At 70.1% G+C, this 13,147-nt stretch carries 9 protein-coding genes; all 9 read right to left on the bottom strand.

Annotated elements, in window-relative coordinates:
* Positions 1-77: 77 nt before the first annotated feature.
* The 9 genes from OG505_RS25885 to OG505_RS25925 all read right to left on the bottom strand — a co-directional run bounded on the left by OG505_RS25885 (position 78) and on the right by OG505_RS25925 (position 13,086).
* Positions 78-2,984: a discoidin domain-containing protein gene (locus OG505_RS25885; protein ID WP_405428391.1), complete on the bottom strand. Its 2,907-nt coding sequence runs from the start codon at positions 2,982-2,984 to the stop codon at positions 78-80.
* A 146-nt stretch (positions 2,985-3,130) separates the two neighbouring features.
* Complete coding sequence (locus OG505_RS25890; protein WP_405428393.1) at positions 3,131-4,753, bottom strand: glycoside hydrolase family 13 protein; 1,623 nt, start codon at positions 4,751-4,753, stop codon at positions 3,131-3,133.
* Between the two features lie 142 nt (positions 4,754-4,895).
* The gene (locus tag OG505_RS25895; protein WP_405428395.1) at positions 4,896-5,783 is read right to left on the bottom strand and encodes a carbohydrate ABC transporter permease; all 888 of its coding nucleotides are present in this window, start codon (positions 5,781-5,783) and stop codon (positions 4,896-4,898) included.
* 11 nt (positions 5,784-5,794) lie between these two features.
* Positions 5,795-6,751 carry a carbohydrate ABC transporter permease gene (locus OG505_RS25900; RefSeq protein WP_405428397.1) on the bottom strand — a complete coding sequence of 319 codons (957 nt, stop codon included), beginning with the start codon at positions 6,749-6,751 and terminating at the stop codon, positions 5,795-5,797.
* 81 nt (positions 6,752-6,832) lie between these two features.
* Positions 6,833-8,212: an ABC transporter substrate-binding protein gene (locus OG505_RS25905; RefSeq protein ID WP_405428399.1), complete on the bottom strand. Its 1,380-nt coding sequence runs from the start codon at positions 8,210-8,212 to the stop codon at positions 6,833-6,835.
* Positions 8,213-8,556: 344 nt separating this feature from the next.
* Positions 8,557-9,561, bottom strand: coding sequence for a LacI family DNA-binding transcriptional regulator (locus tag OG505_RS25910; protein ID WP_405428401.1), 1,005 nt, complete (start codon positions 9,559-9,561; stop codon positions 8,557-8,559).
* A 94-nt stretch (positions 9,562-9,655) separates the two neighbouring features.
* Positions 9,656-11,131, bottom strand: a complete 1,476-nt coding sequence (locus tag OG505_RS25915; protein WP_405428403.1) for a dihydrolipoyl dehydrogenase family protein — start codon at positions 11,129-11,131, stop codon at positions 9,656-9,658.
* Between the two features lie 195 nt (positions 11,132-11,326).
* Positions 11,327-12,166, bottom strand: coding sequence for an FAD-binding domain-containing protein (locus OG505_RS25920; protein ID WP_405428405.1), 840 nt, complete (start codon positions 12,164-12,166; stop codon positions 11,327-11,329).
* Positions 12,163-13,086 carry a phytoene/squalene synthase family protein gene (locus OG505_RS25925; RefSeq protein WP_405428407.1) on the bottom strand — a complete coding sequence of 308 codons (924 nt, stop codon included), beginning with the start codon at positions 13,084-13,086 and terminating at the stop codon, positions 12,163-12,165. The genes OG505_RS25920 and OG505_RS25925 overlap by 4 nt, the downstream gene beginning before the upstream one ends.
* Between the last annotated feature and the right edge of the window lie 61 nt (positions 13,087-13,147).

Raw genomic sequence — 13,147 nt, forward strand, 5'->3', positions numbered from 1 at the left:
GTGCGGGTGGGCCGGCGCCGCGCTGCGCCGGGCTCCCGACCGGTGGCCCCCGCCCCGCTCGGGCGGGGGCCGTCGGCCTAGCTGGAGTAGACCTCGAACTCGCTGAGCTGGCCGGCGGGCCAGCCGGTGTTGCCGGTGACGGTCAGCCGCAGATACCGCTGGCTGGTCGCCGGGAAGGTCACGGTGACCGTGTTGCCGCTGACCGGGTTGAAGGTGTAGCCGGCGGACGCCTTCAGGGTGGTGAACGACGAGCCGGTGGTGGAGCCGAGCACCGACAGCGTCTGCGTACGGGTCTGCCACGCGGACGACGGCGGCAGCTTCAGCACGACCCGGGACACCGAACGGGTGGCGCCCAGGTCCACCGTCAGCGACTGCGGGAAGGCGTTGTTGGCGCTCTCCCAGTAGGTGTTGGCGTTGCCGTCCACCGCGTTGGGCGCGGCGTACACGTCGGAGTGGCTGGTCTCGGTGATCGACCGTCCGGCGGCGAGGTTGCCACTGGGCGGGGGCGTGGTCGGCGGGGCGGTGGTCGGTGGGGCCGTCGTCGGTGCTGCGGTGGTCGGCGGCGGCGTGGTGGCGGTGCCGCCGTACACCTCGACCTCGCTGAGCTGGGCGGCCGGCCAGCCCGTGTTGCCGGTGACGGTGACCCGGATGTAGCGGCGGTCACCGGAGGGCAGCCCGATCGACACGGTGTTGCCCGTGCCCGGGGCGAAGACCCGACCGGCGGACGACGCCAGGGTGGCGTACGACGAGCCGTCGGTGGAGCCGAGCACCGACAGCGTCTCGGTCCGCTGTTCCCAGCCGGCGGGCAGCTTGAGCACCACCCGGTCGACCGGGCGGGCCGAGCCCAGATCCACCGTCAGCGACTGCGGGAAGGCGTTGTTGGCGCTCTCCCAGTAGGTGGCCGCATTGCCGTCGACGGCGTTGCCCGCCGTGTAGCTCTGGTTGGTGCTGGTCGCGGTCGTCGACCGGTTCAGCGCCAGGTTCCCGCCGGTGGGCGGCGGCGTGGTCGGGGGCGGCGTGGTCGGGGGCGCGGTGGTGGGTGGCGGGGTGGTGGGGCCGGTGGTCGGCGGGGTGCTGGGGCCGCCACCCCACTGCGGCTCCGGCCACGGGCCGCAGTACGGGGTCGACGTGTACCAGCCCGAGTTGCCGGCGCTCTGGGTGATCTGGAAGCCGCCGCCCACGCAGTTGTGCATCGGGTTGCTCTGCGCGATGTTGGTGGCCCGCACGTTGGTGAACGACACCTGGCTGGGTGCCTGCACCTGGAGCGCGTACGTGCCGGCCCCGTCGATCCGTACGTTGGTGAGGTTGATCCCGCTGGTCTGGCCCTCGATCCAGTGCAGCGCGGCGTATGAGCTGTCCAGGATGTCGGTGTCGGTGATGTTGATGGTGGCCTGCTGGAACGCCTCGTTGAGGGCGGAGAACCAGATCGCCCCGACGCCGAAGTTCCAGTTGTAGTCCGAGTTGCCGTTGCGGATCAGCGTGTTCCGGGCGATCGTCCAGGTGCCTCGGACCGCGGTGTCACCCTGCACGCCCGGGTAGCGGTTGGCGACGTGGATGCCACCGCCGTTGGTCAGCGAGTCGGCAGTCACGTTGTCGGTGATCTTGATGTCCCGACCGCCGTAGCTGACCAGGTGGTTCGCCAGCAGCGTCACGCCGATGGTGTTGTGGGTGAACGAGTTGTTGACGTTCGGGACGCTCTGCGCCCACATCGCCAGGGCGTCGTCGCCGGTGTTGCGCACGAACGTGTTCGTCACCGTCGAGTTGGTGACGCCGGTGTGGAAGTTCACCCCGTCCGCGGTCTGGTCCAGGATGCGGCTGTTGCGGATGGTGAAGTTGTCCATCGGGCCGTCCATCCAGGCGCCGACCTTGGTGTTCTCCAGCCACAGGTTGTCCACCACCGAGTTGGTCATCGCCCCGCCCAGGGCGTTGACCTGGTCCTCGTCCACCCGTTCGCGGATGTCGCCGATGATGGCGAAGTCCCGCAGCGTGACGTTGCGGCTCGGCCCGCCGGCCTCGTGCGCCCGGATCTCCCCCGTGTAGCCGCCGCCGGGGACGTACTTGCCGTAGATGCCGGCGGCCCGCTTGCGGTCGGTGGGGTGCCGGCCGCCGAGCACCGAATACCACGGGCCCGCGCCGCGCAGGGTCACCCCGTCGACCACCACGTGGTCCCAGAGGGTGAACGTGCCGGTCGGGATCCAGACGGCGCGGCCCTGGGCCTTACCGGCGTCGACCGCCGCCTGGAACTTCGCGGTCGAATCGGTCGCGCCGCTCGGGTCGGCGCCGAAGTCGGTGACCACGTCGATGACACCGGAGGGTTTGGTGATCGCCGGGGCGACCAGCTCGAAGTCCGCCAGGTCGATCGTGAAGGATGGCGACTGGGCGGTCGAGGAGACCTGCAACCGGATCTTCGTACCGGCCGGGTAGGTGGTGCCGAACATCGTCCGGGTCTCGTCGTAGAAGTGGTGCGGGTTCGTGTCGCCCGGGTTGTTGTTGAACGGGTAACCGCCGTAGTACCAGCCGTACCTCGACGTCACCGGCACCGACTTCAGCAGCGTGCCGTTGGCCCGCAGGTCGAGGGCGGCGTCCCGGCCGGTGCCGGAAGGGCTGTCCGGCAGGCTGTGCCGGAAGGTGACCGCGTTGGCCGGGGCGGTGAGCGTGAACTCGACGTACTCGCCGACGGCGTCGAGGGTGACCGCCTCGCGGCCGGACGCCTCCGACGGCAGCGTGCCGTAGCGCCGGTCCGGGCCGATCTTCGTGCCGTTGTGGGCGGCCTTCTCGGCCTCCTGTTCGAGAAACGGGACGGTGGCCCCACGGCCGGAGATGTCGAAGGGGGACAACCCCGCCGCCGAGGCCGGGGTGGCACTGCCGGTGACCGCGAGGGCGGTCAGCGAGGTGGCGGCGAGCAGGGTGGCGGCGATCGCGGCCAGCCCGACGCGCGCCGGGTGTCGGAGATGGTGCGGGGTGGCGGTGGTGTGGTTGGCCATGAGCTGCGCTCTCCCTTTCGTCAGGCAGGCCAGGTCCCCCGTGTCGGTGCGGCGTAGCGGTCCCCCGTACTCCTTTCTCGGGCGCGGTGCGCGGGTGGTGCGGCGCCGGCGGTCGGGACGGGACCACCGGCACCACGTCGGTCGGATCAGGTCAGGGCGGCGGCGTCCGCGCGCGGTCCGTCCACCTCTTCGGGGGTACGCAGCCAGACGGCCGTGTCCGACGGCAGCAGACCGTCGTCGAGAGGGCCACTGGCCAGCAGCAACTCCCCGTCGGCGGGCAGCGGCACCGCCCCGTCGGTGAGGTTGACCAGGCAGCGGAAGCCACCGCCACGGCTGAACGCCAGCACCCCGTCCGGGGCGGGCAGCCACGTCAGCTCACCGTCGCCGAGCGCCGCCTCGGCCCGCCGGAGGTGGATCGCCGCCCGGTACAGCTCCAGCATCGAGGCCGCGTCGCCGGTCTGCGCCAGCGCCGTGCGGTCCTTCCAGTCGGCCGGCTGGGGCAGCCAGGGCGCCGCCGCGCCGTCGGGGCTGAACCCGAACGGCGGCTCGTCACCGGCCCAGGGCAGCGGCACGCGGCAGCCGTCGCGACCGGGGTCGATCCGACCGGAGCGCTCCCACATCGGGTCCTGCCGCAGCGCGTACGGGATGTCCTCGACCTCCCAGAGCCCCAGCTCCTCGCCCTGATAGACGTAGGCGGCGCCGGGCAGCGACAGCGACAGCAGCGCGGCGGCCCGCGCCCGGCGGGTGCCCAGCTCCAGGTCGGTGGGGATCCCCTCGCGCTTGGCCGCGAAGCTGAACGTGGTGTCCGCCCGACCGTAGCGGGTGACGTGCCGGGTCACGTCGTGGTTGGAGAGCACCCAGGTGGCCGGCGCGTTGACCGGCGCGTGCGCGCTGAGCGTCCCGTCGATGCTCTCGCGCAGCGCCGAGGCGTCCCACGCGCAGCCGAGAAAGTCGAAGTTGAACGCCGCGTGCAGCTCGTCGGGGCGCAGGTAGTTGGCGAACCGCTGCCGGTCCGGCAGCCACACCTCACCGATCAGCGCGCGATCGACGTACTCGTCGGCGACCCGACGCCAGCCCCGGTAGATGTCGTGCACACCGTCGAGGTCGTGGAACGGGTGCGGCCGGTCCGACTCGACCTCGGGCAGCGTCCCGTCCTTCACCAGCAGACCGGCGGAGTCGATCCGGATGCCGTCGACGCCCCGGTCGAACCAGAACCGCAGGATGTCCTCGAATTCGGCCCGCACCCGGGGGTGCTCCCAGTTGAAGTCCGGCTGCTGCGGCGCGAACAGGTGCAGGTACCAGTCACCGGGCGTGCCGTCCGGGTTGGTGGTGCGGGTCCAGGTCTCGCCGCCGAACTCGCCGACCCAGTCGGTGGGCCGCTGGTCACCGTTCGGGCCCCGGCCGGGACGGAACCAGAACAGGTCCCGCTCGGGCGCTCCCGGGCCGCCGGCCAGCGCGGCCTGGAACCACGGGTGCGCGTCGGAGCAGTGGTTGGGCACCACGTCGACGATCGTCCGGATGCCGAGGTCGTGCGCCTCCGCAATCAGCGCCTCCACCTCGGCGAGCGTGCCGAAGACCGGATCGATGTCGCGGTAGTCGGACACGTCGTACCCGGCGTCGGCCATCGGCGACGGATACCAGGGGCTGAACCAGATCGCGTCGACGCCGAGCGCGGACAGGTGGTTCAGCCGGGACCGGATGCCGGCGATGTCACCGATGCCGTCGCCGTTGCCGTCGGCGAAGCTCCGGGGATACACCTGGTAGATCACGGCTCCACGCCACCACGGACTTCTGTCAGCTGTGGACACGAGCACCTGCTTTCTGCGTCAGTACGTCGGCGGGTTCGCCGGAGGGAGATATGTGTCGGGACGAACTGTCGGTGTTCGCCGCGCGGGTGGATGCGGTCGGGCGCTATCCCTTGATGCCGCCCGTGGTCAGACCGGACATGATGTTCCGTTGGAAGATCAGGAAGATGATGACAGTCGGGATGGCGGCGATGACCGACGCGGCGATCACCACGTTCATCGGCGTACCACCCGCGAAGGTGTAGATGCCGACACTGACCGTCCGGGTCTCGGGCGACGGCATGACCAGCTTCGGCCAGAGGAAGTCCTTCCAGACCGCGGTCACGGCGAAGATCGAGACGACGCCGAGGATGGGACGCGCCAGCGGCAGGATGATCGACCAGAGCGTGCGCAGCGACGACGCCCCGTCCATCAGGGCGGCGGCCATCAGCTCCTCGGGGATCGAGTCGAAGAACCGCTTCAACAGGAAGATGTTGAAGGCGTTCGCGACCATCGGCAGCCAGATCGCGAACGGCGAGTCGAGCAGATTGATGTGCAGGATCGGCAGGTCGAGCACCGTCACGTACTGCGGAACGATGAGGACCATCGCCGGGATCATCAGGGTGCCCAGCATCAGGGCGAGGATCGCGTTGCCGAAGATCGGCCGGAGCTTCGACAGGGAGTACGCGGCGGCGCTGTCGAGGACGAGTTGGAACAGCACCGCCCCGATGGCGTAGTAGAACGTGTTGAACAGCAGCTTGGCGAGGGCCAGGTTGTTCCACGCGTCGATGTAGTTCTGCGGCTGCGGGTCCTTCGGAAACAGCGACGGCGGGGTCTGCGCGATCTCCTGGCCGGACTTGAGCGCGCCGGTGACCATCCAGTAGAGGGGCCCGAGAAAGACGAGCGTGAAGCCCGCGACGACGACCACGAGCAGCGTCCAGTAGATGACCTTGCCGCGCCCCCGGCTCAGCTGGGAGTGGGAGATGAGGGTCCGGGTACCGGAATCCTGTGCCATTGGGCGCCGTCCTAGTCCTGTTTCGCAGTCAGTCGCACGTAAACGGCGGAGAAGCCGGCCAGCACCACGAGCATGATCACGCCCAGCGCGGCGGCGCCGTTGAGGTCGTTCTGGAAGAACCCGTGCTGGTAGATGAGGTACGCCACCGAGGTCGCGGAATCCTGCGCGCCCGCGCCGTTGGCGAGGATCAGTGGCTCGATGAAGAGCTGCATCGTGGCGACGATCTGCAGCATCGCCAGGAGCCCGAGGATCAGCCGGGTCTGCGGGATCGTCACGTGGCGGATCCGCCGCCAGATCCCGGCGCCGTCGAGCTCCGCCGCCTCGTACAGCTCACCGGGAATGTTCTGCAACGACGCCAGGTAGATCAGGACCGCGCCGCCCATGTTCATCCAGGTGGACGCGATCACCATTGCCGGCATCGTCATCTCCGGCGACTGCATCCACTGCGACGTGGGCAGGTGCAGCGCCGTGAGGACCGCGTTGAACAGCCCCGCCTCACTGGGGTCGTACGCGTAGAACTTGAAGAGGAACAGCGCCGAGGCCGGCGGCAGCATGACCGGCAGGTAGACCAGGACCCGCAGGTATCCCTTGGCGTGGCGGAACTCGTTGAGCAGGATCGCCACGAAGAACGGCACCGCGTACCCGAGCACCAGCGCGAGCACCGTGAAGTACAGCGTGTTCTTCCAGGCGGGCCAGAAGCTGGGGTCGGCGATGAGGCGGGAGTAGTTGTCCCAGCCCACCCAGGTCGTTTCGCCGCGCCTGGTCCGCTGGAAGCTCATGACGATGCCGCGGACCATCGGGTACCAGGAGAAGACCACGAAGCAGAGCACGGCGCCGATCAGGAACGCGTGCCCGGTGAGGTTGTCCCGTACCTTGCGGCCGAGGCTCGTACGCTGCGGCCCTGTCGCGTACGGCGACATCGGGCGACCCGGTTTCCTGGGGGCCTGGGGGACGGCGGTGATCGCCAAGGCAACTCCTGCGGAAGTCAGTGACGCGGACGGTGCGGCGCCGGGTGTGGGGGCCGACGGGCCGGCCCCCACACCTGCCGGTCAGCTCTCGGCGGCCAGGAGCTGGTTGACCTTCTCTTCGGCCGTCTTGAGCAGCGCGTCGATGTTCGCGTTCGGGTTCGTTAGCACCCCGGACATCGCGGCGTCGAGGACCGCGTAGATCGCCTGCGCGTTGCGCGGCTCACCCTTGATCGGCACCGGGGTCGCCTCGAAGATCGCGAAGTTCGCGGTGTCGACGTTCGCGTTGGCCTTGCGCAGTTCGAGTTCCTGCTTCTGCGCCTCGCTGCCGTTGGCGAACAGCAGCGGCTGGGGCAGACCCACCGGGTAGTTCTGCGGCTTGGCCCGGACGTAGTCGAACTGACCCTTGCCCGGCGTGAGCTTCTGGTAGGCGATCCACTTCAGACCGGCCTTGACCTGCTCCGGGGAGAGGTCCTTCTTGAAGAAGTAGCCCTCGCCGCCGCCGAGCGTGCCCTTCGCCGGACCGTCCTGGCCGGGCAGCGGGGCCATCGCCCAGTCCTGGAACTTGCCCTGGAACTGGCTGACGATCGCCTGGGTGGCGTCCGGCGCGCCGATGAACATGCCGACCTTGCCCGCGCCGGCGTTGGTCAGCAGGTCACCCCACTGGAGCAGCTGGCGGGAGCCCATGCTGTTGTCGCCGTACCGCATGTCCTTGATGTTCTGCAGGACCTGCTTGCCCATCGCGTTGTTGAAGTCGGCCTTCTTGCCGTCCGGGGTCAGCACCTGGCCGCCCTGCGAGTAGAGCAGCGAGGTGAAGTGCCAGCCGCCGGTGTTGCCGGCGCTGTACTCGGAGTAGCCGGCGATGCCGTTGCCGAGGGCGGAGATCTTCTTGGCGGCGGCCCGGACGTCGGCCCAGGTCTTGGGCGGGTTGTTGACGTCGAGCCCGGCCTTCTGGAACAGGACCTTGTTGTAGACCAGACCCATCGAGTAGTTCTTCACCGGGACGGCGTACAGCTTGCCGCCGTCGGTGAAGGCCTCCTTGAGCGCCGGGTCGACGCCGTCCCAGGTGGGGATGGTGTCCTTGTTGACGACACCGGTGATGTCCATCGCCTGACCGGAGTCGAGCACCTGCTGGAGATCGGTCATGTACCCGTAGAACACGTCGGTCACCGTGCCGCCGGCGAGGCGGGCGGTGAAGTCCGGCGGGTTGTTGCACTGCTCGCCGACGCTCACGCTCTTGACGACGATGTCCGGGTTCTGCTTCTGGAACTCGACGACGTCGTCGTTCCAGTTCTTCAACAGCTCTTTCTGTGCGCCGACCGGCTGGCAGTCGACGGTGATGGTGACCTTGCCGCCGGCGGTCGTGCCCTCGTCATCGCTCTTCGTGGAGCATGCCGTGAGGCTGAACCCCAGGCCGGCCACGAGCGCCAGCGCCGCAGCCCTTCGGTATCGCGGTACGGACATCTGTCCATCCCTTCGGGAACGGGTGTCTCCAAGGCTTCGCTGATCTGCGGTGATGCGACCTGACGCCCTGTAGCTGCGTCGGAGCCAGGTGTGAGTGGAGTCACTGTAACGAGGGCGACTCATTTCAGCAAGGCATCGACGGGGTTGTGAAAAGAAGCGACATACTTACGGCAGACACCGACAATGGCGTGTTTTGCGTCGGGTTTGACGGCTTTCCGGTCGGTCTGGCCCGACGGCGATCCGGCAGTGGCCGCCCGCCGCGGGCGACCACGAAAAACCGGCCGCCGACCGCGCGAAGCGGTCGACGGCCGGCAGGCGGTCGGTCTAGTACGGCAGGGGCACGCTCAGCGGCCGGGCGCGGGCGCCGTGGAGCCGCGCACCACCAGCTCCGGCTCGAACAGCAGCTCGTCCTGCAGGACGCCGACACCCTCGATCTGGGTGACCAGCAGGTCCACCGCGGCCTGCCCCATCGTCTCGATCGGCTGCCGCACGGTGGTCAGCGGCGGGTCGGTGCAGGTCATGAACGCGGAGTCGTCGAAGCCCACCACCGAGATGTCCGTCGGCACCGCGCGACCCAGGCGCCGGGCCGCCCGGATGGTGCCCAGGGCCAGCACGTCGCTCGCGCAGATGATGCCGGTGACGCCGCGCTCGACCAGTTTCGTCGCGGCGACCCGCGCGCCCTCCATCGAAAAGCTGGACCGCTCGACGCACTCCCGCTCGACGTCGCCCCAACCCGCGGCCCGGACCATGGCGTCCAGCTTGCGGCGCGACGGCACGTGCCCCTCGGGGCCGAGCACCATCCCGATCCGCTCGTGGCCGAGCGAACGCAGGTGCCCGTACGCCTGCTCCACCGCCACCGCGTCGTCGGTGGAGACCCGGGGAAAGCCCAACTCGTCCACACCGGCGTTGACCAGGACCACGGGAAGGCCCCGGTCGGTCAGCCGCCGGTAGTGGTCGTGCCGGGCGTCGGCGAGCGCGTACGAGCCACCCGCGAAGATCACGCCAGAGACCTGGTGGTCGAGGAGCATCTCCACGTAGTCCATTTCGGACACGCCGCCGATGGTGCGGGCGCAGAGCGCCGGGGTGTAGCCCCGCTGGGCGAGGGTCCCGGTGACCACCTCGGCGAGCGCCGGGAAGATCGGGTTCTGCAGCTCGGGCAGCACCAGGCCGACCAGCCGGGCCCGCTCGCCCCGCAGCTTGGTCGGCCGCTCGTAGCCGAGCACGTCCAGCGCGGTCAGCACCGCCGTCCGGGTCGTCTCGGAGACCCCGTCCCGGCCGTTGAGCACCCGGCTGACGGTGGCCTCGCTGACGCCCGCCTTCTTGGCAACTTCAGTCAACCGCTTGGTCACGGTCGCAATCGTACGTCACCAGGATGAAAGAATTGAACAGCAGAATGGCCGAATTTTGCTGTCACGTTGTTGTGGCTTGTCCCCTCCAGCGCCGTCAGGACAGGTTGCGCAGCGCGTCCTCGATGGCGCGGTGGAAGGTCGGGTACGCGTAGATCATGTGCCGCAGTTGGCTCACCGGCACGGCCGCGTGCACCGCCACCACCAGCGCGGACAGCACCTCACCACCGGCCGGGCCGACCGACGTCGCGCCGATCAGCACGCCCTGGTCGGCGTCCGCGATGAGCTTGATGAAACCCTCGTCACCGACCTGGTGAATCCAGCCACGGGTCGAGCTGCCCAGCTTGGTGAACCCGACCTGCACGTTGATGCCGCGCTCGCGGGCCTGCTGCTCGGTCAGCCCGACGGCCCCGACCTCGGGATCGGTGAAGGTCACCCGGGGCAGCGCGCGGTAGTCGGCGCGCGGCACGGTGCCGGCCGACCCGCTCGACCCGCTGGCGGCCAACGAACTGGAAGCGCCCATCGCGCCGCCGACGACGCTGGCGGTTCCGCTGGCGTCGGCCCCCGCCGTCGCCTCCCGGGCGTGGGCCAGCAGATCGGCCACGACGATCCCCGCCTGGTACATGGCGATGTGGGTGAACGCCCCCTCGCCGGTCAGGTCGCCCACCGCCCAGATGCCGTCGGTGACGTGCAGCCGGTCATCCACCGGCAGGTAACGCTGGGTGGCGTCCACACCGACCGTGTCGAGCCCCAACTCCTCCAGGTACGCCCGACGGCCGGTCACCACGAGCAGCCGCTCCGCGGTGAACTCCGCTCCACCGCCGCTGCGCAGCGTGAAACGGTCACCATCGTGCTCGACCCGTTCGGCCCGTACGCCGGTGTGGATCTCGACGCCGTCGGCGCGCAGCGCGGCGGCGGCCACCTCGGACGCCTCCGGCTCCTCGACGGCCAGCACCCGGTCCAGCGCCTCCACCACCGTGACGCGGACGCCGAAGCGCGCGAAGACCTGGGCCAGCTCCAGCCCGATCGCGCCCCCGCCGAGCACCAGCAGCGACTCAGGCAGGCGCTCGACCTCGATCGCCTGGTGGTTGGTCCAGTACGGCGTATCGGCCAGCCCGTCGATCGGCGGCACCGAGGGCCGAGTGCCGGTGCCCAGGACGACGCCGTGCCGGGCCTGGAACACCTGGTCACCGACCCGGACCCGACCCGGGCCGTCGAGCCGGCCACTGCCCCGGACGAACCGGCCGCCCTTGCCGGTGAACCGCTCGACCGCGACCTTGTCGTCCCAGCTGTCGGTGGCCTCCTCGCGGATCCGCTTCGCCACCGGCGCCCAGTCCGGCCGGACCTGTGCCGTGCCCGCGAGCCCGTCGACGCGACGCGCCTCGGCCAGCGCGTTCGCGGCCCGGATCATCATCTTGCTCGGGATGCAGCCCCAGTACGGACACTCGCCACCGACGAGGTCCCGTTCGACGCCGACAACGGTGAGGCCGGCCTCGGCGAGCCGCCCGGCCACCTCCTCGCCGCCGACCCCGAGCCCCACCACGACCACATCCACCAGCTCCGGCTCCGCCATCGGACCAGCATCCCCCAGCGGCCGCACCCCGACCACCGGGGTCCGGAAGTCGGCACTGTCACCCCGTCCCACCACCTACGGTGATCCGATGCCGGCACGCTTCGACCCCGTCCGGGACCGCTTCCACGACCTGCTCGCCGCAGGGCGCCGAGATGCCGGGCCGAGGCCCTGCACTCGGTGCTCTGACGCACCGCCTCACCGCAGCCAGACCGGATCGGTGCCGGGTACGGACAGCGGCGGCGGGTAGTCCACCGTGCGGCGGAGGTCGTCGGGCAGCTTCCACGGCTGGTGGATGGCCTTGCCCGACACCTGTGACAGCTCCGGCACCCAGCGCCGCACGTAGTCGCCGGCCGGGTCGTACCGCTCGGCCTGCCGGACCGGATTGAATCCCCGGTACGGCTTGGTGTCGTTGCCGGTGCCGGCGACCCACTGCCAGTTGCCCGAGTTGTTGGCCACGTCCCCGTCGAGCAGCCAGCGGAAGAAGACCGCGAGACCGGCCCGCCAGTCCTGCCCCAGGTGCTTGGTCAGGTAGCCGGCGGTGATCAGCCGCGCCCGGTTGTGCTGCCAACCCTGCGCCCGCATCTGCCGCATCCCGGCGTCCACGATCGGCATTCCGGTCCGCCCCTCGGCCCAGGCCGACAGGGCGTCGTCGTCGTAGCGCCACTCTTCGGTGGCGCCCCGCCGGTAGGCGGCCGTCGCGATCTCCGGAAACGCGGCGGTGACCTGGTAGTAGGAGTCGCGCCAGCAGACCTGCCGAACAAAGGGTCCGGACCGGGCGCCGGCACGGTTGGCCACCGACAGTGGGGACACGCAGCCGAAGCGCAGGTACGGGCTGAGTCGGGAGGTGTCGTCGCCGGCCATGTCGTCGTGCTGGTCGTCGTACCGGCCCAGCTCGGGCAGCCAGTCGGTGAGCCGCTGTCGGGCCAGCCGCTCGCCGCCGGTGGCCGCGCCCGGCGACTCCCCGACCGGCGGCGCCGGGTGGTCGTGCACCCGCAGGTCGCGGGTGAAGAGCACGACCGCGGTGCCCGCCGTCACCGGGCCACCGGCTGGACCGTCGGCCCGGGGATCGTGACCGGGGTACCCGTCGAGGTGAGCAGAGCGCGGGCGGCGACCGCCATCCGCCGCCGCTGCGGCACCAGGGCCCGGCGGGTGAAGACGTCGTAGTCCTGCGCGGCCACTTCGTCGAGGATGCCGCCGTAGAGCGCGTACGCGGTGCGCATGCACGCCTGCGACGCCGGCGCGAGCATGGTGATGCCGGGCGCGGCGGCGGCGTAGTGCGCCTGGGCCCGGGTCACCTCGTACTCGATCAGCTCGCGCGTCCGGGGCGTTCCGCGCCCGCGGGCGCTGGCCTCGGCCAGGTCTTCGCGGGTGACGCCGAACTTCGCCAGATCCTCGTCGGGCAGGTAGGTGCGACCCCGGTCGAGGTCCTCGGCGACGTCGCGGATGAAGTTGGTGAGCTGGAAGGCGAAGCCGAGCTGTCGCGCCGGCTCACGGGCGGCCGCCGGATCGGTGCTGCCCAGGATCGGCAGCATCATGGTGCCGATGACCGCCGCCGAGCCCTCCATGTAGTCGAGCAGGTGGTCGTACGTCGCGTACGAGGTGACGGTCAGGTCCATCGCCATGCTCTTCAGAAACGACGCAAAGTCGTCCCGGTCGAGATCGAAGATGGCGATCGTGTGCAGCACGGCCGGCAGCAGGGGGTCGTCGACCGGCACACCGTGCAGACCGGCCACGAACCGACCGGCCCAGTCGTCGAGCCGGGCGGCCCGCTCGGCCGGTGGCAGGTCCTCGGTGCGGTCGACGATCTCGTCGGCGTACCGCGTGAATCCGTAGAGGGCGTGGACATGTCGTCGTTTCCACGCGGGAAGCAACCGGGTGGCGAGATAGTAGGTACGCCCGTGACGTTTGTGCAGCTCACGACAGCGCTCATAGGCAGCGGTGAGATCCGTGTCCACCGGCCCTCCTCAATTATCGACGCACCAATCGACGCAACTCGTACCCTAGGGTACGCTCGCT

It is taken from the genome of Micromonospora sp. NBC_00617 (assembly GCF_045161355.1).
Taxonomy (GTDB): domain Bacteria; phylum Actinomycetota; class Actinomycetes; order Mycobacteriales; family Micromonosporaceae; genus Micromonospora.

Bases quoted from the DNA above. Each gene is read 5' to 3' on its own strand.
- OG505_RS25885 (WP_405428391.1), bottom strand. From the start codon at position 2,984: ATGGCCAACCACACCACCGCCACCCCGCACCATCTCCGACACCCGGCG.
- OG505_RS25895 (WP_405428395.1), bottom strand. From the start codon at position 5,783: ATGGCACAGGATTCCGGTACCCGGACCCTCATCTCCCACTCCCAGCTG.
- OG505_RS25905 (WP_405428399.1), bottom strand. From the start codon at position 8,212: ATGTCCGTACCGCGATACCGAAGGGCTGCGGCGCTGGCGCTCGTGGCC.
- OG505_RS25915 (WP_405428403.1), bottom strand. From the start codon at position 11,131: ATGGCGGAGCCGGAGCTGGTGGATGTGGTCGTGGTGGGGCTCGGGGTC.